This is a genomic window from Pseudomonas sp. 2995-1 (assembly GCF_002742505.1).
Lineage (GTDB): Bacteria > Pseudomonadota > Gammaproteobacteria > Pseudomonadales > Pseudomonadaceae > Aquipseudomonas > Aquipseudomonas sivasensis.
The window spans coordinates 45,538-66,627 of sequence record NZ_LJSA01000249.1; the positions used below are offsets into that span (position 1 = coordinate 45,538).

14 protein-coding genes are annotated in these 21,090 nt (G+C 57.7%); 3 read left to right on the plus strand and 11 right to left on the minus strand.

Going from position 1 to position 21,090, the window contains the following annotated elements:
- Positions 1 to 77 precede the first annotated feature (77 nt).
- The 11 genes from AOA61_RS02995 to AOA61_RS03045 all read right to left on the minus strand — a co-directional run bounded on the left by AOA61_RS02995 (position 78) and on the right by AOA61_RS03045 (position 16,901).
- Entirely contained in the window at positions 78 to 1,049 is a 972-nt protein-coding gene (locus tag AOA61_RS02995) for a peptide ABC transporter ATP-binding protein (RefSeq protein WP_095183822.1), read from the minus strand.
- A complete protein-coding gene (locus AOA61_RS03000) occupies positions 1,049 to 2,017 on the minus strand; it encodes an ABC transporter ATP-binding protein (RefSeq protein ID WP_095183823.1) in 969 nt (322 codons plus the stop codon). The genes AOA61_RS02995 and AOA61_RS03000 overlap by 1 nt, the downstream gene beginning before the upstream one ends.
- 10 nt (positions 2,018 to 2,027) lie before the next feature.
- On the minus strand, positions 2,028 to 2,939 hold the full coding sequence (locus AOA61_RS03005) for an ABC transporter permease subunit (RefSeq protein ID WP_032886481.1): 912 nt from the start codon (positions 2,937 to 2,939) through the stop codon (positions 2,028 to 2,030).
- A gap of 10 nt (positions 2,940 to 2,949) precedes the next feature.
- Positions 2,950 to 3,960 carry an ABC transporter permease subunit gene (locus AOA61_RS03010; protein ID WP_003171721.1) on the minus strand — a complete coding sequence of 337 codons (1,011 nt, stop codon included), beginning with the start codon at positions 3,958 to 3,960 and terminating at the stop codon, positions 2,950 to 2,952.
- A 76-nt stretch (positions 3,961 to 4,036) separates the two neighbouring features.
- The gene (locus tag AOA61_RS03015; protein WP_095183824.1) at positions 4,037 to 5,635 is read right to left on the minus strand and encodes an ABC transporter substrate-binding protein; all 1,599 of its coding nucleotides are present in this window, start codon (positions 5,633 to 5,635) and stop codon (positions 4,037 to 4,039) included.
- A gap of 80 nt (positions 5,636 to 5,715) precedes the next feature.
- Positions 5,716 to 7,131: an OprD family outer membrane porin gene (locus tag AOA61_RS03020; protein WP_032886229.1), complete on the minus strand. Its 1,416-nt coding sequence runs from the start codon at positions 7,129 to 7,131 to the stop codon at positions 5,716 to 5,718.
- A 171-nt stretch (positions 7,132 to 7,302) separates the two neighbouring features.
- Complete coding sequence (locus AOA61_RS03025) at positions 7,303 to 8,907, minus strand: ABC transporter substrate-binding protein (protein ID WP_032886230.1); 1,605 nt, start codon at positions 8,905 to 8,907, stop codon at positions 7,303 to 7,305.
- A 304-nt stretch (positions 8,908 to 9,211) separates the two neighbouring features.
- On the minus strand, positions 9,212 to 10,840 hold the full coding sequence (locus tag AOA61_RS03030; RefSeq protein ID WP_099601122.1) for an ABC transporter substrate-binding protein: 1,629 nt from the start codon (positions 10,838 to 10,840) through the stop codon (positions 9,212 to 9,214).
- A 258-nt stretch (positions 10,841 to 11,098) separates the two neighbouring features.
- Positions 11,099 to 12,700, minus strand: a complete 1,602-nt coding sequence (locus tag AOA61_RS03035) for an ABC transporter substrate-binding protein (RefSeq protein WP_099601124.1) — start codon at positions 12,698 to 12,700, stop codon at positions 11,099 to 11,101.
- Between the two features lie 111 nt (positions 12,701 to 12,811).
- Positions 12,812 to 15,313 (minus strand): hypothetical protein, encoded by a 2,502-nt coding sequence (locus AOA61_RS03040; protein WP_256583331.1) that lies wholly within the window; start codon positions 15,311 to 15,313, stop codon positions 12,812 to 12,814.
- An 883-nt stretch (positions 15,314 to 16,196) separates the two neighbouring features.
- Positions 16,197 to 16,901: an SIMPL domain-containing protein gene (locus AOA61_RS03045; protein ID WP_095183826.1), complete on the minus strand. Its 705-nt coding sequence runs from the start codon at positions 16,899 to 16,901 to the stop codon at positions 16,197 to 16,199.
- 396 nt (positions 16,902 to 17,297) lie between these two features.
- On the opposite strand from AOA61_RS03045, the gene AOA61_RS03050 reads away from it, so the two are divergent.
- The 3 genes from AOA61_RS03050 (at position 17,298) to AOA61_RS03060 (ending at position 20,935) form a co-directional block, all read left to right on the plus strand.
- A complete protein-coding gene (locus AOA61_RS03050) occupies positions 17,298 to 18,560 on the plus strand; it encodes an ATP-binding protein (protein ID WP_032886234.1) in 1,263 nt (420 codons plus the stop codon).
- A complete protein-coding gene (locus AOA61_RS03055) occupies positions 18,553 to 19,113 on the plus strand; it encodes a response regulator transcription factor (RefSeq protein WP_003171731.1) in 561 nt (186 codons plus the stop codon). Before AOA61_RS03050 ends, AOA61_RS03055 begins: the two co-directional genes overlap by 8 nt.
- 97 nt (positions 19,114 to 19,210) lie before the next feature.
- Positions 19,211 to 20,935 carry an ABC transporter ATP-binding protein/permease gene (locus AOA61_RS03060; protein ID WP_099601125.1) on the plus strand — a complete coding sequence of 575 codons (1,725 nt, stop codon included), beginning with the start codon at positions 19,211 to 19,213 and terminating at the stop codon, positions 20,933 to 20,935.
- The last annotated feature ends 155 nt before the right edge of the window (positions 20,936 to 21,090 follow it).

The window sequence follows — 21,090 nt, forward strand, 5'->3', positions numbered from 1 at the left end:
ATGCGCAACCTGGCGGGAAGGGCTGTAGAACTCAAGCAAGGCTCTGGAGTGAAACCCCAGGGCCTTTTTTGTGGGGATCAGGCCACGAACTGCTCGGCATAGTGGCAAGCCACCTGCCGGTTATCCAAGGCGCGCAATTGCGGCTCCTCGCTGCTGCACCGCGCCGTCGCGTACGGGCAGCGCTTGTGGAAAGCGCATCCTGACGGCGGGTTCAGTGGATTGGGCAACTCGCCGACGATTTTGATCTTCGGTTTGTTCGGATCCGGATGAATGGTAGGGGTGGCCGACAACAGCGCCTGGGTGTACGGGTGCAAAGGGCGCGCGTAGATGTCTTCTTTAGGGCCCACCTCCACTGGACGGCCGAGGTACATCACCATCACGTCATCCGCGACGTGCTGCACCACCGCCAGGTTGTGGGAAATGAACACGTAGGCCGTGTTGAATTCCTGCTGCAAATCCATGAACAGGTTGAGTACCTGCGCCTGGATCGACACGTCCAGTGCCGAGGTCGGTTCATCCGCCACCAGCACTTTCGGTTGCAGCATCATGGCGCGGGCCAGGGCGATGCGCTGGCGCTGACCACCGGAGAACATGTGCGGGTAGCGCTGATAATGCTCAGGGCGCAGGCCCACTTGCTTCATCATCGCCTGCACTTTTTCGCGGCGTTCGGCGGCGGACAGATTGGTGTTGATCAACAGCGGCTCGCCGAGTTGATCGCCGACCTTCTGGCGCGGGTTCAACGAGGCGTACGGGCTCTGGAACACCATCTGCACGTCTTTGCGCAATTGCTTGCGCTGGGCCTTGTCGGCGCCGGCCACTTCCTGACCGGCGATTTTCAAGGAGCCGGACGACGGTTCTTCAATCAGCGTCAGTGCACGGGCCAGGGTAGATTTGCCGCAACCCGACTCGCCTACAACCGCGAGGGTCTTGCCGGCTTCCAGTTCGAACGACACACCATTGAGGGCGCGCACGGTGGCGTGGCCCTTGAACAGGCCACGGGACACTTCGTAGTGACGGGTCAGGTCGCGGGCGGTAAGAACGACGGCCATTACGCCACCTCCTGGTTCAAGGGGTAGAAGCAGCGTGCAAGGCTGTTGGATTTAGGGTCGAGGCCCGGGCGTGTCTGACGGCAGCTGTCCTGCACATACGGGCAACGCGGCGACAGCAGGCAACCCTGCGGGCGGTCATAGCGGCCGGGCACGATACCCGGCAGCGTGGCCAGGCGCGTAGCTCCGAGGCTGTGTTCAGGGATCGCCTTGAGCAGCGCTTCGCTGTACGGATGTGCCGGAATGTCGAACAGTTGCGGCACTTGGCCGACTTCCACGGCTTGGCCGGCGTACATCACGCACACGCGCTGGGCGGTTTCCGCCACGACTGCGAGGTCGTGGGTGATCAGCACCAGGCCCATGTTCTGCTCTTTCTGCAGGGCCAGCAGCAGGTCCATGATCTGCGCTTGAATGGTCACGTCCAACGCGGTGGTCGGCTCATCCGCAATCAACAGTTTCGGTTCGCCGGCAATGGCCATGGCGATTGCCACACGTTGGCTCATGCCGCCGGACAGTTGGTGCGGGTAGGCGTCCATACGGCTGGCGGCGCCTGGGATTTCGACCTTTTCCAACAGCTCGATGGCACGCTTGCGCGCTTGCTTGCCGGACATTTTCAGGTGCAGGCGCAGCACTTCCTCAATCTGGAAACCCACGGTGTAGCTCGGGTTCAGCGCAGTCATCGGGTCCTGGAACACCATCGCCAGGTCTTTGCCGACGATCTGGCGGCGCTGGCGGTTGCTCAGCTTGAGCATGTCCTTGCCGTCAAAGTTCAGGGCGTCGGCGGTAACGATGCCGGGATGCTCGATCAGTCCCATCAGCGCCATCATGGTCACGGATTTACCCGAGCCCGATTCGCCAACGATCGCCAGGACTTCGCCTTTGTCGACCGAAATGTCGAGGCCATCGACCACTGGCACGGCGGTCTTGTCGCCGAATCGTACGTTGAGATTCTTGATTTCTAACAGTGACATGGGAATCTCCTCAGGCGGCGTTCTTGAGTTTCGGGTCCAGCGCGTCGCGCAGTCCGTCACCCATCAAGTTGATTGCCAGCACGCTGAGCAAAATGGTCAAACCAGGCAAGCTCACCACCCACCAGGCGCGTTCGATGTAGTCACGGGCCGAAGCCAGCATGGTGCCCCACTCAGGGGTTGGCGGTTGAACGCCCAAACCGAGGAAGCCCAACGCGGCAGCATCGAGAATCGCCGAAGAGAAACTCAGGGTCGCCTGCACAATCAGCGGTGCCATGCAGTTAGGCAGCACGGTGATGAACATCAGGCGTGGCAGGCCGGCACCGGCGAGGCGCGCGGCGGTCACGTAGTCACGGTTCAACTCGCCCATCACCGCCGCGCGGGTCAGACGCACATAGGACGGCAGCGAGACGATAGCGATGGCGATCACGGTGTTGATCAGGCCAGGGCCGAGGATTGCGACAATGGCAACCGCCAGTAGCAGCGACGGCAGGGCCAGCATGATGTCCATCAAGCGCATGATGGTCGGGCCGAGCAGGCGCGGGAAAAAGCCGGCGAACAGCCCCAGCAGGATGCCCGGAATCAGCGACATCACCACCGACGACAAACCGATCAGTAACGACAGGCGCGAACCCTGGATCAGGCGCGAGAGCAAGTCACGGCCCAGCTCGTCGGTGCCAAGCAGGAACTGGATCTGCCCGCCTTCCAGCCACGACGGCGGGGTGAGCAGGAAGTCACGGTATTGCTCACTCGGGTTGTGGGGTGCAACCCACGGCGCGAAGATCGCGCAAAACACGATCAACAACATGAAGAACAGGCCGGCAACCGCGCCTTTGTTCTTGGAAAAGGCTTGCCAGAATTCTTTGTACGGGGACGGGTACAGCAGGCTTTGATCGACTGCTGACACGGGAGTAGGTGTGGTCATGGTCATGATCTCAGCGCTGGTGACGGATGCGTGGGTTGGCGAAGCCGTAGAGGATATCCACCACGAAGTTCACCAGGATCACCAGACAGGCGATCAGCAGGATGCCGTTTTGCACCACCGGGTAGTCCCGCGCGCCGATGGCTTCGATCAGCCATTTGCCGATGCCGGGCCACGAGAAGATGGTTTCGGTCAGTACCGCACCGGCCAGCAGGGTGCCGACTTGCAGGCCGACCACGGTCAGTACCGGGATCAGCGCGTTACGCAGGCCGTGCACGAACACCACGCGCGCCGGCGACAGGCCTTTGGCCTTGGCGGTACGGATGTAGTCTTCACGCAGCACTTCGAGCATGGATGAACGGGTCATCCGTGCGATCACTGCCAGCGGAATGGTGCCGAGCACGATGGCCGGCAGGATGAGGTGGTGCAGCGCATCCCAGAACGCGTCCGGCTCGTCAGCCAGCAGGGTGTCGATCAGCATGAAGCCGGTGCGCGGCTCGATGTCGTAGAGCAGGTCGATACGCCCGGAAACCGGGGTCCAGCCCAGGCTCACCGAGAAGAACATGATCAGGATCAGGCCCCACCAGAAGATCGGCATCGAATAGCCCGCGAGGGAGATGCCCATCACCCCGTGGTCGAACAGGGATCCTCGCTTCAGTGCCGCGATCACCCCGGCCAACAGGCCCAGGATACCGGCGAACAACAGGGCGGCCATGGACAGTTCCAGGGTCGCCGGGAAAAGGGCGGTGAATTCGGTCCACACGCTGGTACGGGTACGCAGCGATTCGCCAAGGTCGCCTTGGGCGAGTTTGCCGACATAGTCCAAATATTGCGCATACAGCGGCTTGTTAAGGCCAAGGCGCTCCATTGCCTGTGCGTGCATCTCGGGGTCGACTCGTCGTTCGCCCATCATGACTTCGACGGGGTCGCCGGGGATCATGCGAATCAACGCAAACGTCAGCAACGTGATGCCGAAAAACGTGGGGATCAATAACCCCAGTCGGCGGGCAATAAAACTAAACATCTTGGTGTGTACCTCAATCAGCCGGTTAGGCAGGTTCGGCACCGTCCTGGTGGACGGCGCCGAGCGTTTCTCTTATTTACTTCACCTGGGTGGTGGCGAAGTTATTTGTACCTAGAGGGCTTTGGGTAAAGCCTTCTACGTTTTTACGCATGGCGGTGAACAGTTTCGGGTAAGCCATGGGAAGCCATGGTTGGTCCTTTTCGAAAACGTCCTGTGCTTGTTCATAGAGCGCAGCCCGAGCCGCGGGTTCATCAATTGCGCGGGCTTTGTCGATCAGGGCTTGAAACTCTTTGTTACACCAGCGGGCGTAGTTTTCGCCGTTTTTAGCGGCATCGCAACTCAGGTTGGGCGTGAGGAAGTTGTCCGGGTCGCCGTTATCGCCTACCCAGCCAGCCGAGACCATGTCGTGCTCGCCGTTTTTAGCGCGCTTGAGCATCTCGCCCCATTCCATGACTTTGATATTCACTTTCAAGCCAACCTGCGCCAGATCCGCCTGCATGCGCTGGGCGCCGAGCATCGGGTTGGGATTGGTTGGGCCGCCGCCGTTACGGGTAAACAGGGTGAACTCGGTGCCTTCCGGTACACCGGCTTCCTTGAGCAGGGCGCGGGCTTTGTCGAGGTCGCGGGGCGGGTTTTTCAGGTTCGTATTGAAACCCAGCAAAGTCGGTGGATACGGGCCGGTGCCCACGACCGCATTGCCTTTGCCGAAGAGGGCTTCGGTATAGCCTGCTTTGTCGAACGCGATATTGATCGCGTGGCGAACCCGTGCATCGCTCATGTACTTGTGGGTGGTGTTCATTGCGGTGTAACTGGTGGTCATCGCCGCCAGTTCATCGACCTTGAGGTTCGGGTCTTTCCTGATGCTTGGAATGTCATCGGGCTTGGGGAACAGCGCGATCTGACATTCGTTCGCCTTGAGCTTCTGCAGGCGTACGTTGTTGTCGGTAGTGACCGCGAGGATCAGCGGATCTGCTGCCGGCTTGCCACGGAAATACTCCGGGTTGGCCTTGAAGCGTACCTGGGCGTCCTTGGCGTAGCGCGTGAAGATGAACGGACCAGTACCGATCGGCTTGGCGTTCAGGTCGTCGGTCTTACCGGACTTGAGCAGTTGGTCGGCGTATTCGGCGGAGTGGATCGAAGAGAACGCCATACCCAGGTCGGCCAAAAACGGTGCTTCAGGACGAGTCAGGGTAAAGACGACGGTGTGATCGTCAGTCTTCTCTACGCTCTTGAGCAGTTCCTTGAAGCCCATGCTTTCAAAGTAGGGATAGCCCACGACGGACTTGTTGTGCCAAGGGTGATTCGGGTCCAGCTGGCGCTGGAAGCTCCACAGCACGTCATCGGCATTCAGGTTGCGCGTGGGTTTGAAGTAGTCGGTAGTGTGGAACTTGATGTCGTCACGCAGGTGGAACGTGTAGGTCAGGCCATCGGCGCTGATCTCTGGCAGGTCTTTGGCCAGTGCAGGCACCACTTCGGTGGTGCCTGGCTTGAAGTCGACCAGACGGTTGAACATGGTTTCAGCGGCGGCATCGGCGGTGACGGCGGTGGTGTAAAGGACCGGGTCAAAACCTTCCGGGCTGGCTTCGGTGCAGACCACCAGGGGTTTGGCCGATACGCCGATAGCGACGCTTAACAGCGCTGCGGCAACGGCAGCTTGTAGCGGGAGCATTTTCATTCAGAGCCCTCTGCAATCGATGGGACCAGACAAGCGTAGACGGCGGGCTCGTCCTGAGCCCGCCGTTTACCTGGCGCTAATTAAAGAATGTTGAACGGGATGGTGGTAACCAGACGGAATTCGTTCAGGTTGCCGTCAGACTGTTGTTCACTAGCACGGTGCGCTACGTAGGTGGCGCGAATGGTGGTGGCTTTGAGCGGGCCACTTTGCAGGGCGTAAGACGCGCCAACACCGTATTCATAGTGGTGTTCGCCATCCTGAGCCTGGACACCGTCGTAGCCTTTGTTCTCTACACCGCGGTTGCCGGTGTAGTGCGTACCGTCGATGCCCCAGCCGCGAGCGGTGTAGATGTTGAACTTCAGGCCAGGCACGCCGTATTCGGCCATGTTGATACCGTAGGCAACCTGGAAGGACTTCTCGTTCGGGCCGTTGAAGTCCGACGTCAGGGAGTTGGCCAGGTAGATACCGTTGGTTTCGTGCAGGTAGTCGAAGTACTCGTTACCGTTCACTTGCTGGTACGAGAACGTCAGGCTGTGGGCCTGGTGGGTCAGTCCCAGGGACAGGGAGTAGGTATCGTTGTCGATATCCCCCATCAGCTTTTTGCCTTCATCGACGGTTTTGTAGTAGTTGAAACCGGTGGTCAGGCCCAGTACCGAGCTGTCACCCAGCTCGTGGGTAGCGCCGAAGTAGTACTGGTTCCAGAAGTCCTTCACGTTGGCTGCGAAGAAGCTGGTTTTCAGGCTCTTGAGCGGCTGGTAGTTAGCGCCCAGGGTGTAAACCTTGTCAGTCTCGACGCCCGCTGCGCCCTTGCTGTTGTACTCACTGCGGAACTTCGACAGGCTCTGTTCGGTACGTGGCGAAACGCGATCGAACACGCCGCCCTGGAACGACAGGTTGCTGAATTCTTCGCTGTTGAAGCTCACACCTTCAAAGCTCGACGGCAGGGCACGGTTGCCGATGGTGTCGACGATGCCGCTGCTGAAGTTCTGGCGACCGGCGGTCAGCGTGGTGTTGGATACGCGGAACTTGACGTTGGCCAGGCCCAGTTTGCTCCACTGGTCCACCGCGTCACCGCGGTCGTGGGCCAGGGTGCGGTTGGAGCCGCCGCCGATGTCTTTTTGATCACGGATCAGAGCGATCACGTTGTAGGCCGCAACTTCGGTGCTGACCCCAACGGTGCCTTGGGTAAACCCCGAGGTGTAATTGAGGATGGTGCCTTGGTCCCAGTTGTAACGACGGGAAATGCTGGTCTTGGTCAGGTCGCCTTTATCCTTGAAATAGGTGATGCGGGTGTTGCGGTTGAATTTTTCGTTCGAGTACCAGTTACGCGTGGTGCCGCCCAGGCTTTGACCGTCAATAAAGCCTTTGGCCTCGCTTTGGGCGCTGGTGCCGGCCAACGTGGTAGGAACGAAGTCCTGGCTTTGGGTTTCAGCGTAGGCGGTTGCCGTGATGGTGCTGATGGCCAGGGCCAGAAGCGCTTTGCTGCTCAGTTTCATGGGTGAAGCTCCTTTGGTTCTCTTTTTTTATGCCGGTCTTTTTAGGTGAACCGACTATTGGTGTGTAACTCGTTCAGGCACTTGCAAACGTTTGCCGTAGGAAAAATCCCAATAAAAGGCTGCACGTTTGCCGGAGAGCTGACTTCGCTCTCCTGCAATCCGGTTATTTTCTTATGGGGTAATACTGACGCCCGAGAACACGTTGCGGCCGAAGGGGCTCACTTTGAACCCTTCGACTTTGGTGCTTAACGGCTGGTTGACCGTCGAGTGGGCGACAGGCGTGATCGGCACTTGCTGCTTGAGCAATTGCTGAGCCTGCTTGTAGAGAACAGTCCTTTGTTCGCGGTCGGTGACGACCTTGGCTTGCTTGATCAGCTTGTCGTACGCCGGGTCACACCACATGGAGTAGTTGTTCCCGCCGATAGCGTCGCAGCTGTAGAGGGTGCCCAGCCAGTTGTCCGGGTCACCGTTGTCGCCGGTCCAGCCGATCAGGCTGATATCGTGCTCACCGTTCTTGGTGCGCTTGATGTACTCGCCCCATTCGTAGCTGACGATCTTCACTTTCAGGCCGATCTTGGCCCAATCGCTTTGCAGCATTTCGGCCATCAGCTTGGCGTTGGGGTTGTACGGCCGTTGCACCGGCATCGCCCACAGGGTGATCTCGGTACCTTCCTTCACACCGGCAGCCTTGAGCAGTTCCTTGGCTTTTTCCGGGTTGTAGGCGGCGTCTTTGATGGTGTCGTCGTAAGACCATTGCGTCGGCGGCATGGCGTTGACCGCCAGTTGCCCCGCGCCTTGGTACACGGCATTCAGGATGCTCTGCTTATTCACCGCCATGTCCAGCGCCTGGCGCACTTCGAGTTGGTCGAATGGCTTGTGGCGCACGTTGTAGGCGATGTAGCCGAGGTTGAAGCCCGGTTTGGTCAGCAGTTGAAGCTTCGGGTCGGCCTTGAGCGCATCGACGTCAGCCGGACGCGGATGCAGGGTCACCTGGCATTCCCCGGCCTTGAGCTTCTGCACCCGCACCGAGGCGTCGGTGTTGATGGCGAAAATCAGTTGATCGAGCTGAACGCGACTCGGGTCCCAGTACTGTTTGTTGCCCGTGTAACGGATCTGCGAGTCTTTCTGATAGCGCTGGAACACGAACGGGCCAGTGCCGATCGGTTTTTGGTTGATGTCGCTGGGCTTGCCGCTCTTGAGCAACTGCTCGGCGTATTCGGCTGAGAGGATCGAAGCGAAGCTCATGGCGATGTTTTGTATGAACGCGGCGTCCACCGTGTTCAGGGTCATCACCACGGTGTTTGCGTCGGTTTTTTCGACCTTGGCAATGTTCTTGTTCAGGCTCATCCCGTTGAAGTACGGAAACTCGGTGGGGTAGGCCTTACGGAACGGGTGGTCGGGGTCCAGCATGCGGTTGAAGGTGAACAGCACGTCGTCGGCGTTGAAGTCGCGCGTCGGCTTGAACTCCTTGTTGCTGTGGAATTTCACCCCTTCACGCAAATGGAAGGTGTAGGTCAGACCGTCTTCGGAAATATCCCATTTGGTCGCCAGCCCAGGCTGTACGTTGGTTGCACCTTTTTCAAACTCGACCAGCCGGTTGTACAGCGGCTCGGCCGCGTCGTTGTCGGTGGCGGTGGTGTATTGCGCGGTGTCAAAACCTGCCGGGCTGCCTTCCGAGCAGAACACCAGGCTCTTCTTGTCGGCGGCGTGGCCCATGGTGGCCATGGCCAGCAGGCTGGTGCCAAAAATGGCGGATAGAACGGTGGTATGGCGCATGACGATCCCGATCCTTGTTTGTAGTTGTCATCAGCGAGCAATCACCCAGGCGCAAAGCCAGGGAGACATCACTGATCCCACACACAGCAAGTGCCTTTCCCAAGTCGGAGCCTCTGCTGTCCTACGACGTTATGGGTCGCGGACTTCACAGTAAATGCGCCAAATTGGATTGACCCTGTAGGCAACGGAGTCCCGTTTCGCAGTTCGTTGCTGTAGGAAGCATCGGCTGCGAACGTGGTCAATTTCCTAAGGGCCAGGCGGATGTAATAACGGCGACGTTACGAAACGTCGCCGTCAATGATCCTTACTTGCCGCTGACGCTCACGCCGTAGAAGGAGTTCAAGCCAAACGGGCTGATCTTGAAGTCCTGCACGGTGTTGCGCATGGGTTGATACACCGTCGAGTGCGCGATAGGTGTCATCGGGACTGCATCTTTGAGGATATGTTGCGCCTGCTTATACAGCTCGGTGCGTTTGGCGACATCCGATGTGGCCTTGGCTTCTTTCACGACGCCGTCGAATTTCTTGTCGCACCACTTGGAGAAGTTGTTGCCGGACAGGGAATCGCAGCCAAACAGCACGTTCAGCCAGTTGTCCGGGTCACCATTGTCGCCGCTCCAGCCAATGATCATGGCCTGGTTCTCGCCGCCTTTGGAACGCTTGATGTACTCGCCCCACTCGTAGCTGGTGATCTTGACCTTCAGGCCGATCTTGGACCAGTCGTTCTGCAGCATTTCAGCCATCAGTTTGGCGTTCGGGTTGTACGGACGCTGAACCGGCATGGCCCACAGCACGATTTCGGTACCTTCCTTGACGCCCGCTTCCTTGAGCAGCGCCTTGGCTTTCTCGGGGTTGTAGGCGGCGTCCTTGATGGTGGTGTCGTAGGACCATTGAGTCGGCGGCATGGCGTTGACGGCCAGTTGGCCGGCGCCCTGGTAAACGGAGTCGATGATCTGCTGCTTGTTGACCGACATGTCCAGCGCCTGGCGTACGCGCAGGTCAGCCAGTGGGTTGGGCTGGTCGCTGCCCTTGACCTTGTCCATGACGTTGTAGGCGACATAACCCAGGTTGAAACCGGCCTGGTTCGGCAGTTTCAGGTCCTTGTCTTCGCCCAGCGCCTTGAGGTCGGCCGGACGCGGGAAGAGGGTGATCTGGCATTCGTTTTTCTTGAGCTTCTGGATACGCACCGACGGGTCGGTGGTGATAGCGAAGATCAGGTTGTCGATCTTCACGTCTTCAGGTTTCCAGTAGTCCTTGTTGCCGGTGTAACGAATGTTCGAGTCTTTCTGGTAGCTCTTGAACACGAACGGGCCAGTGCCGATTGGCTTCTGGTTGATGTCCTGAGGCGTACCGTTCTTCAGCAACTGGGCGGCATATTCGGCCGACTGGATCGACGCGAAGCTCATCGCCAGGTTTTGGATAAAAGCGGCGTCCACGGTGCCAAGGGTGAACTTGACGGTGTGGGCATCGACTTTCTCGATGTTCTTGATGTTGGTGTCCATACCCATGTCCGTGAAGTACGGAAACTCAGTGGGGTAGGCCTTACGGAATGGATCGTCTTTGTTGATCATTCGGTTGAAGGTGAACATTACGTCGTCAGCCGAGAATTCACGAGTGGGCTTGAAGTACGGGGTGGTGTGGAACTTGACGCCTTCGCGCAGGTGGAAAGTGTACGTCAGGCCATCCGGGGATACGTCCCAGCTGGTGGCGAGGCCAGGAACAACAGCGGTGCCGCCACGTTCGAACTGGCTCAGACGGTTGAACATGGTTTCGGCCGAAGCATCGAAGTCTGTTCCGGTGGTGTACTGGCCTGGATCGAAACCGGCCGGGCTCCCTTCGGAGCAGAACACCAGGTTAGTCGCCGCTTGGGCGAAAGGGGCTGCGGCCATAAGGCCAGCGCTAACAATTAACGGAATGACTGCGTGTTTAAGCATGTTGGCCTCATGATTTGTTGTCATTTTTGGTGGTGAGGGCGACCTCGTGAGTCGGCCTGCGGATACTTATGCAGGCGCCATACCCATTGCAAGATGCTGAACCGTTGCAGGCGGGAAAGAGTGGTACGAACGTACAGGAATGTCGCAATTATGAAAGTTTTGACATATTTGTATCTGTTTTGAGGGTTTTTTCGGTGCGCAGGGCGCACCAAAAAAGCCCAACCAAGGCGTCTAGCGCACTTGGTTGGGGCGTCGCTGTTACTTATCTAGACTCACGCCGTAGAAGGGCGTCAGGCCAAACGGGCTGATCTTGAAGTCTTTGACTTCTTTGCGCAGGGGTTGGAAAACCGTCGAGTTTGCAATAGGCGTTATAGGTACTTGTTCTTTAAGAATTTTTTGCGCCTGTTGATACCACTTGATGCGCTGCTCACGGTCACTGCTGACCTTTGCTTGCTGCACCAGCTTGTCGTAGGCCGGGTTACACCATTTGGCGTAGTTGCTGCCCTTCACCGCGGCACAACTGTAGAGCACGCCGAGCCAGTTATCCGGGTCGCCGTTGTCACCGGTCCAGCCGTAAATCATCGCGTCGTGCTCGCCATTTTTGGCGCGCTTGATGTACTCGCCCCATTCATAACTGACGATATTGGCCTTGATGCCCACTTTTTCCCAATCCTGCTGGATCATCTGCGCCGACATGCGCGCATTCGGGTTGGACGCCCGTTGTACGGTCATCGCCCACAGGTTGATGGTGGTACCGGGTGCAACCCCTGCTTCTTTAAGTAGCGCCTTGGCTTTGGTGGGATCGTAAGGGGCGTCCTTGATGGTGGGGTCATAAGACCACTGCGCCGGTGGCAGTGCGTTCTGCGCCAATTGTCCGGCGCTCTGGTACACGGCCTTGATGATCGCCGGCTTGTCGATCGCCATGTCCAGGGCTTGGCGCACCTTGAGCTGGTCCAGTGGCGGGTGGGTCACGTTGTACGCCAGGAAGCCCAGGTTGAACCCGGCTTGCTGCAGCACGCGCAAATTCGGGTCTTGTTTCATCACTTCGATATCGGCGGGGCGCGGGTAGCCGCTGACCTGGCATTCGCCGGCCTTGAGTTTTTGCAGGCGCGACGCCGCATCCGGGGTGATGGCGAACACCAGGTTATCGAGCTTTACGTCCTCGGGTTTCCAATACTGTTTATTGGCCACGTAGCGAATCTGCGAGTCCTTTTGGTAGCGCTTGAACACAAATGGTCCAGTGCCCACCGGCTTCTGATTGATGTCCGAGGCTGCGCCTTGCTTGAGCAATTGCGCGGCGTACTCGGCGGACTGCACCGAGGCAAAGCTCATGGCCAGGTTTTGCACGAAGGACGCATCGACGTTGTTCAGGTTGAAACGCACGGTATGTTCGTTGAGTTTTTCGACGCTTTTGATCGTGGTGTTCAGGCCCATGTCAGTGAAGTACGGCGATTCGGAAGGGTAGGCCTTGCGAAACGGACTGTCGGCATCGAGCAGACGGTTGAAGGTGAACAGCACGTCTTCGGCATTGAAGTCACGGGTGGGCGTGAAGAAATCGGTGGTGTGGAACTTGACGCCATCGCGCAGGTGGAAGGTATACGTCAGGCCATCGCTGGACACATCCCAGCTTGTTGCCAGACCGGGTTCGACTTCGGTGCCACCGCGCTTGAATTGGGTCAGACGGTTGAACACGGTTTCGGCGGAAGCATCAAAATCAGTGCCGCTGGTGTACTGGCTGGGATCGAATCCGGCGGGGCTCGCTTCGGAGCAATAGACCAGGGTGCTGGCGGCCTGGGCCATTGGCATGAACGCCAGCAGGCCGGCGGCGAGGAGGAGCGGTTTTAAGGCGATTCTTTCCATGGAGACCCCTGAAGTGGCAGGCATGTAACCGTAGCCAAATGAAAACGGCGGTGACCGAGGTTACCGCCGTTCAGGGGCGTCATGTAAGGGGGCGTTGTAGCCAGGCTTCGGCTATGGGGCGACCACTACTTCGATGTGAGTGGGGGCGTCTTTGTCGATCGTGAATAAACTATCCAGATCATTGCCTTCCCGGATCGTGAACGTTCTTTTGATGATCACCTCCACACCCGGAACACGGTTGATATCTTTTTCCGGGTTGGAGAGGTGCCCTTTGGAGGTGATCTGGACCGTCGTCACACTATCGGACCCGCCATTAGACACGTCGTGATTGATGTGGAACTGGGTGTCGTCAGCGCCAAAGTAGTAGCCATCCTGCAGTACCGAACTGCCGTTCAATTCAATGGTGGCCGGGGCTATTGAGCCTTGATGGGCTACTTCGGAAATGCGCGCACGTAGGTCCGCATCAGCAATTGCGCTCTCAAACTGCCTGAGCCTCGCTTGCCTGATGCTTTCGGCCGAACCCGCCGTGGCGTCCAGTTGCAGGGTCTCGGTTAGCCCATTTTCGGTCGAGGTGACGCTGTAGGGATTGCGGTTTATATCCAAAACAAAGTTGGGTGAGTATTCGCTGGAGCTGTGTTCCGTGAGCTGTGCCTTTTCACCCGATTCAACGGAAAATCCAGTCTCGTCGATGTTCCAAAACACCTTGAAATTCGCTCTGGGGCGGCTTCCGCTGACCTCGAAATTGGTAGTGGCGAAGTCGTAGTTGGTTCCCGCTTTGATTTTCAAGAATTCATCGACTCTTGCGGAACCTTCCATCTGTTTGCCGTCGGTATTGAGGAAATGATTGGCAAAGGACGGTGTGGGCTTTATTTCCTCGATTTGTGGGGGTGAGATGCTGCGCCCCCAGGGCAACCTGATACCGCCGTTTCCTTTGGCCGACACCCATTCGCCATTGCCCGAAGAGTGGACAGTCGTCACTGGCAGTCTGGTTTCGCGGTCAATGATCTGCACATAGTTGTTGCTCAGTTTGAAATCCTCCCGGATCTCGTACACCTTGCTGGTGCCGGTTGCGTCGGCGTAGCGGATGAGCCAGCGGTCGGCGCCTGTGCTCGCATCTTTGATCTGATAAATACCCTTGGCGTTGGGTGCAGTGTTTTTGATCAGTTGCTCGCCGTCCGGCACCGCGTGCTGGCTGATGTTCCCCGCTTGGCTGGGGCGCAGCCGGTTGCCAGGCAGTCCTTTAGTTGGAGCGCTGATGTCATCGGTATTTTTTGGGGGCTTGGGAGCGTTCACGAACTCAAAGTCGTGTGTCTGCGAGTTTCGCTTCCAGGTGTAATTTTCGGCACTCGGAAGGCCAGTGCCCTTGAGGGTGTCACTCAGTCCGGACTCTACAGCGCCTGGAGCAAGTTCATGGGCCAATTGCAGGCTTGATATGACCGCTGCTGCATTGCCTCCCACACGATCTTCTGCCGTCATACCGTAGAGACCATCATGGACGCCGAATACGATGTTGCCCGTGTTACCAATGACAGGGACGTACCCGAATGTATTACCCCAGAAGTCTTTCGCAGACTTCCAGTCCTGCTGCGAGGAACCAAAGACTTCAGTCTGGTCGGACCATAACGCATTCTTGGCATTCACCGCTTGATAGTGAGAGGCCACGCCATTGTTCAAGGTGCCAAACTTCAACCGATAATCACCGCCTCGGGCTCGGGTGTAGTTAAATAGTTGCGCCGCCGGTATCTCTTCATCTGAAAGAAAGTTGTGATAACCAGGGAAGTGGGCATTGGCTCCTGAGATTAACGTATCAAGCACATAGGCCGCACTTGGCCAGTGCGAATCCTTGCCTCCTTGTATGTCTCGGGTATTAAAACTTCTCAGTAAGTTGGCGTGGTTGTCTTTAGCCCAGCTTGCAAAATCTGCATCACCATGTAATTCATGGACAGAACCATTCTTGATGTCAATCATTAACCCTTGGTTGGGTCGGTGTTCATAATTTCCATCATAAGGGGTGTACGCAATAAAGGCATATCCTGACATTGGATAGCCGTATACGTTTGGAATGATGACTTGCGAGTTGTTGTCCAGGGTGCGCGCGACCGCTTGTTGCCCTTGAGGGCTTAACTTGTTAAAGCTCCCTATATCACTGCGCAGGCTTTGCAATGTTCCTTTTACAACATACGCGTCCGCTTCTCCCGAGATGGCCGCCAGTGGGCCCGAAGGATCGCGCATGGGTTTGGGTACTTCATTTTCCCAATGATTTTGAAGGGTTTTACCAACCGACTCCAGTTGGTCGATCTTCCTTTTATCCTTCGCCGCTATATCCATTTCGTTGAAGTTGACCGGGCCGCCCCGTTGCACTTTATCGTGCGCTAAAGCACCTGCTGCAATTTCCCATGCAAAGTAGGTGCGCTCCGACCTGCTGCTCAGGTTTTCCGGCTTTCCCATTCCCGTGTAGGAAGAGAACGTCACTGTGAATTTTTCATGAGGGTCGTACCCCGCGGCCAATAAACCACCGCTGAAGTAGCCGGCGGGCTCCATGAACAGTCGGGCATTCTGGAAGTTAACGCTTCTTTCACCCTGATGGATGCTGGGTATTTTTTCAGTCAGCATCATTACGCGTAAAGCGTAATCATTGATGCGCTGCTTGCGTTCTTGCAGGGTGTAGCCAGCCGAAGGCGCAGATAAAGTGTCTGACCCATAAATCACTCTTGTTTGGACAGCTGCTTCAGGATTGCTGGGCGTGGCCGGACTCGTCGTATGGCGCGAGGTGCCCCTTCCGCTCTCAGTTATATTCTGTGAAGAGGGGGGAGCGCTGATTGAATGAGCATGATGGCGATGTGCAGGTGGAAGTGGGGACGCTGAATGTATGTTCATTAAAGGCTCATTTTACTCGTGGATGTCATAGTGTTAATCGTCCGTCGCCAAGCAATAGCTTCGGTGTGACTATTGTTTTCAACTGCCGGTATTTTGATGCTGGTTAGATTATGTTTCGCGTCGTTTCCATTGGGTTAACTCTCGCAATCCCATCATCCTTATGAGCGCTCGAATAATGTTTTCTATGTCGATCTATCAGGCATAAGTGTTTGTTCCGACTTCTTGTCGGTGCCTAGTTGCCCTGTGCCTGAATGGAGTTGTGTTGTAATTGAAATTTACGGTTTTCGTGTTTTGCGCCGAAGCATAAAAGTTGTGTGATTGGTTCCTGTTGGTGTGTTCGATTAGTTAAGCAGTGAGTTAGAAGTGGTTGGCTTAACTAAGTGGCAGCCCACAAGGCAACGGTTCAATTTTTATGTTGGCGTTTTATGTGCAATTTATTTTTAAGTATAGGTCTGCTTCGTTCGGGGGCAGCTGTATCGGCATCGCCCTCTTTGATAGCGGTGACCCTATTAAAGTGTGGTTTGTTTGGCGGGCGCCGCTGGGCGTTATTGCATTGATGGAATGACAGGCAAAAAAAAGCGCAGCCATCAGGCTGCGCCGTTTTTATGAATTGAAACGGTTACTGCAAGACTTCGATCACCCCGTCGGCGCTCATGTTGACCTGGCTGGTACCGGCCTCGACTTCCGGCGTCGGTGCAGAATCCATCTCGGCAGCTTTCATCATCATCGCGCCGCGTGCGTAGGGTTGTGGATAACCATTGGTGTTGAAGTTCAGGTTGACGATTTTGTAACCCTTGCCGCCCAAGGCGTCGGTGGCCAGTTGCGCGCGCGCTTTGAAGGCAGCCACCGCGTCCTTGAGCAGGGCGTCTTCGCTGGCCTTGCGGGTGCTGTCGGCGATAGCGAAATCCATGCTGTCCATTTTCAGGGTGCTCAGCAGCTCGCCTGTGAGTTTGGACAGTGCCGGGAAGTCCGCGCTTTCCAGACGCAGTTCGGCACGTTCACGCCAGCCGGTAATTTTCTGGGTCTTGTTGTCGTAGATCGGGTAGCTGTTGCGGCTGCCCTGGCGCAGAGTCACAGCCTTGACTTCACGAGCCTGGCCCAGCGCTGTGTTCATGGCGGTGGTGATAGTGGCGGCGAGTTTGGCCGGATCACTGTTCTGGGACTCGGTGTAGAGCGTAACGATCATCTTGTCGCGGGCCACTTCCTGGCTGACTTCGGCACGCAGAGAGATCTGGTTGTAATGCAGCTCATCGGCGGCCAGCGCCGGAAGGCTGGCCAGCGCGCTGAGGGTGAGAACGGCTGCACTGCGATTGAAACGAGACATGGAAGCTCCTTGGGATATTCGTGTTCGGTATGACTGTAGACGGCGACGTGGGGTTCTTCGGGTTTACACAATACAAACAAATTGTAGAAGGACCGTTTGCCAGGCTCAGCGACTGCGCCTTGCCGGGTGGAAGCGGTGGGCCTGTAGCTGAAGTTCCATTTCAGAGCTTCCGTAACCAGCCCTCGGTCCTGCTGTGATCAATTACAGTCATGGGCACCGCCTGAGTGAAGCGTGGGAAATGCGCCTTGGGTGGTCCGTCGTTCACAGCGGTTCCTGAATGAATGCCGCAGAATATGTGTGCGAAGGTGCTGTGGCGGTTTGCCGCACGCACCCTGCCATCGTCGTGTCTTGGTTATACTCGATGCGATCTACCCGCTGCGCTCACCGGGAGAGCTCATGCTCGCCGCCGTAAAACTGACTTCCGCCACCCGCCAGAATCTCTGGCGCCTGACGTTCATTCGTACCTTGGTACTGGCCGCACAGGCCGGTTCGGTCGGGCTTGCCTATTGGTTCGACCTGCTGCCGCTGCCGTGGCTACAACTGGGCGTGACCCTCGGTTTCTCTATCGTGCTGTGCGTGTTCACTGCCATCCGCTTGCGCACTACATGGCCGGTGACCGAACTCGAATACGCGCTGCAACTGGCCTGCGATCTGTTTATCCACAGTGTGTTGCTGTATTTCTCCGGTGGCTCCACCAACCCGTTCGTGTCTTATTACCTGGTGCCGTTGACCATCGCCGCCGTGACGTTGCCGTGGCGCTACTCGGTGGTGCTGTCGGGTATCGCCCTGACCCTCTACACCTTGCTGCTGGCACAGTTCTACCCGCTGCAAACGTTCCCAATTGCCCGGGAAAACCTGCAGATCTATGGGATGTGGCTGAGTTTTGCCCTGTCTGCCGCCGTCATCACCTTCTTCGCCGCGCGCATGGCCGAAGAACTGCGCCGCCAGGAAGAACTGCGCGCCATTCGCCGTGAAGAAGGCCTGCGCGACCAGCAACTGCTGGCCGTTGCCACCCAGGCCGCCGGAGCCGCCCACGAGTTGGGTACACCGCTGGCCACCATGAGCGTGCTGCTTAACGAAATGGTTCAGGACCACCCCGATCCTGCGCTGCAAGAAGACCTCGGCGTATTGCGCGAGCAGGTCAAGCAGTGCAAGCAGACTTTGCAGCAATTGGTGCGCGCCGCCGAAGCCAATCGCCGCCTGGCGGTGGAGATGCAGGACGTGACACAGTGGCTCGACGAAGCGCTCAACCGCTGGCACCTGATGCGTCCCGAAGCCAGTTATCGTTTCAGTCTGCTGGGGCAGGGCACCGTACCGCGCATGGCGCCGCCGCCGGACCTGACTCAGGCACTGCTCAATCTGCTGAACAATGCTGCCGACGCCTGCCCGGAAGGCCTTGGCGTACAGTTGGATTGGGACGCAGAAAACGTGACCATCAGCATTCGTGACCACGGCGCCGGTGTGCCGCTGGCCATTGCCGAGCAGATCGGCAAACCTTTCTTTACCACCAAGGGCAAAGGCTTCGGCTTGGGCCTGTTTTTGAGCAAGGCCAGCGTGACCCGCGCGGGTGGCTCAGTGAAGCTCTATAGTCATGAGGAAGGCGGCACGCTCACCGAGCTGCGCCTGCCCCGTGTTGCACGAGGAGATATCGATGAGTGACGAGATCCAAGTCGAAGGCGAAGAACTGCCGCACCTGCTGCTGGTAGATGACGACGCTACCTTTACCCGCGTGATGGCGCGCGCCATGAGCCGTCGCGGCTTTCGTGTGAGCACCGCAGGTTCGGCTGAAGAAGGCCTGACCATCGCACAGGCCGATTTGCCGGACTACGCCGCGCTCGACCTGAAGATGGACGGCGACTCCGGTCTGGTGCTGCTGCCCAAGCTGCTGGAACTCGACCCGGAAATGCGCGTGGTGATTCTCACCGGTTACTCCAGCATCGCCACCGCCGTCGAGGCCATCAAGCGCGGCGCCTGCAATTACCTGTGCAAACCGGCAGACGCCGACGATGTGCTGGCCGCCTTACTCTCCGAGCATGCCGACCTCGATACCCTGGTGCCGGAAAACCCGATGTCGGTGGACCGCCTGCAGTGGGAGCACATTCAGCGTGTCCTGACCGAGCACGAAGGCAACATCTCCGCTACCGCCCGCGCCCTGGGCATGCACCGCCGCACCCTGCAACGCAAGCTGCAGAAACGTCCGGTACGACGCTGAACCTAGGCTGAACAACCCGCTTCAGGCCGCACGGAGCCCTGAACCGATCAACTATGATCGGTTCAAACGCCTGCCTTCTTTCCTACGAGCCTGAACGATGAATCAGAACGCTGAGTACTCTGCGGTCAACGACGCTGTGCGTGGGCAATTTTTTCGGCGAACCTGGGCGATGATCACGCCCTATTGGCACAGTGAAGAGAAGGGCAAGGCCTGGTGGTTGCTGGCAGCGGTGATCGCCCTGTCGCTGTTCAGCGTGGCGATTTCCGTGTGGCTCAACCACTGGTACAAGGACTTCTACAACGCCCTCGAGAACAAAGACACCGCCGCTTTCTGGCAGCAGATCGGCTATTTCTGCGGCATCGCAGCGGTGGCCATTCTCGCCGCGGTGTACCGTCTTTACCTGACGCAGATGCTGACCATTCGCTGGCGGGCGTGGCTCACTGAAAAGCATTTTGCGCGCTGGCTAAGCCAAAAAAACTACTACCAGCTGGAGCAGGGCGGTTACACCGACAACCCGGACCAGCGTATTTCGGAAGACCTCAATAGCTTCACCTCGAACACGTTAAGTCTTGGCCTCGGGCTGCTGCGCAATGTCGTCAGCCTCGTCTCGTTCTCCGTCATCCTGTGGGGCGTGTCGGGTAGCATTGAGGTGTTCGGCATCACCATCCCCGGCTACATGTTCTGGTGTGCGCTGGTTTACGCCGGTGTCGGCAGTTGGTTGACCCATCTGATCGGTCGCCGCTTGATTGGCTTGAGCAACCAACAACAACGTTTCGAAGCTGACCTGCGTTTCTCCATGGTGCGGGTGCGCGAGAATGCCGAGAGCATTGCCCTGTACAACGGCGAGCCTAACGAGAACCAGCGCTTGAGCGCGCGTTTCGGCAAGGTCTGGCACAACTTCTGGGACATCATGAAGGTGTCCAAGCGCCTGACATTCTTCACCGCCGGCTATGAGCAGATTGCGATTGTCTTTGCATTTGTCGTGGCCGCGCCTCGCTACTTTGCCGGCAAGATCGAACTGGGTGAGCTCATGCAAATCAACTCGGCGTTCGGCAACGTGCAAAGTAACTTCAGCTGGTTTATCAGCGCTTACACCGACCTGGCCGCCTGGCGTGCTACCAGTGACCGTCTGCTGAGCTTCCAGCAAGCCATGAGTGAAAACGAGCAACGCCCGGCAGCCATAGAGGTCAGCGCGGAGGGCGAGCGTCTGGTAGTGCAGGGCTTGGGCATGAACCTGAGCGATGGTCGCCACTTGCTGACCGATGCCAACATGATTGTTGAACCAGGCCAGCGCCTGATGCTCAGCGGCCGTTCCGGCAGCGGCAAAAGCACCTTGCTGCGCGCGATGGGCCATCTGTGGCTGGAGGGTTACGGCAGCATTCGCATGCCGGCGGCGCGTTATCTGTTCCTTCCGCAGAAGCCCTACCTGCCGATTGGTACGTTGAAATCCGTGTTGAGTTATCCACAGGACGACAGCACCTACCCGGCAGAACGTTATGCACAGGTCCTGCTAACCTGCCGCCTGCCGCACCTGGTCACGCGTTTGGACGAGGCCAACCACTGGCAACGCATGCTTTCACCGGGCGAGCAGCAACGCCTGGCCTTTGCCCGGGCCTTGCTGTTCGCGCCGCAATGGCTGTACATGGACGAAGCGACTTCGGCGATGGATGAAGAGGATGAGGCGACGCTGTATAAGGCGCTGATCGATGAGTTGCCGGGGCTGAGCATTGTCAGTGTCGGCCACCGCAGCAGCCTCAAGCGCTTCCATGGGCGGCATGTGCGCATCGAGGCAGGGTGGCTTCAAGAACAGCCCGTGGCCTGAAAACCAATGTGGGAGGGGGCTTGCCCCCGATAGCTGTGTGTCAGTCGCCACATGTATCAACTGATCTACCGCTATCGGGGGTAGGCCTCCTCCCCCAAGGGCGAGGCCCAACAAAAAGCCCGGTTGATCATCGATCAACCGGGCTTTTTTATTGC

Coding starts and splice junctions, on each gene's coding strand:
- AOA61_RS02995 (WP_095183822.1), bottom strand. CDS start 1,049: ATGGCCGTCGTTCTTACCGCCCGCGACCTGACCCGTCACTACGAAGTG.
- AOA61_RS03000 (WP_095183823.1), bottom strand. CDS start 2,017: ATGTCACTGTTAGAAATCAAGAATCTCAACGTACGATTCGGCGACAAG.
- AOA61_RS03005 (WP_032886481.1), bottom strand. CDS start 2,939: ATGACCACACCTACTCCCGTGTCAGCAGTCGATCAAAGCCTGCTGTAC.
- AOA61_RS03010 (WP_003171721.1), bottom strand. CDS start 3,960: ATGTTTAGTTTTATTGCCCGCCGACTGGGGTTATTGATCCCCACGTTT.
- AOA61_RS03015 (WP_095183824.1), bottom strand. CDS start 5,635: ATGAAAATGCTCCCGCTACAAGCTGCCGTTGCCGCAGCGCTGTTAAGC.
- AOA61_RS03020 (WP_032886229.1), bottom strand. CDS start 7,131: ATGAAACTGAGCAGCAAAGCGCTTCTGGCCCTGGCCATCAGCACCATC.
- AOA61_RS03025 (WP_032886230.1), bottom strand. CDS start 8,907: ATGCGCCATACCACCGTTCTATCCGCCATTTTTGGCACCAGCCTGCTG.
- AOA61_RS03030 (WP_099601122.1), bottom strand. CDS start 10,840: ATGCTTAAACACGCAGTCATTCCGTTAATTGTTAGCGCTGGCCTTATG.
- AOA61_RS03035 (WP_099601124.1), bottom strand. CDS start 12,700: ATGGAAAGAATCGCCTTAAAACCGCTCCTCCTCGCCGCCGGCCTGCTG.
- AOA61_RS03040 (WP_256583331.1), bottom strand. CDS start 15,313: ATGCTGACTGAAAAAATACCCAGCATCCATCAGGGTGAAAGAAGCGTT.
- AOA61_RS03045 (WP_095183826.1), bottom strand. CDS start 16,901: ATGTCTCGTTTCAATCGCAGTGCAGCCGTTCTCACCCTCAGCGCGCTG.
- AOA61_RS03050 (WP_032886234.1), top strand. CDS start 17,298: ATGCTCGCCGCCGTAAAACTGACTTCCGCCACCCGCCAGAATCTCTGG.
- AOA61_RS03055 (WP_003171731.1), top strand. CDS start 18,553: ATGAGTGACGAGATCCAAGTCGAAGGCGAAGAACTGCCGCACCTGCTG.
- AOA61_RS03060 (WP_099601125.1), top strand. CDS start 19,211: ATGAATCAGAACGCTGAGTACTCTGCGGTCAACGACGCTGTGCGTGGG.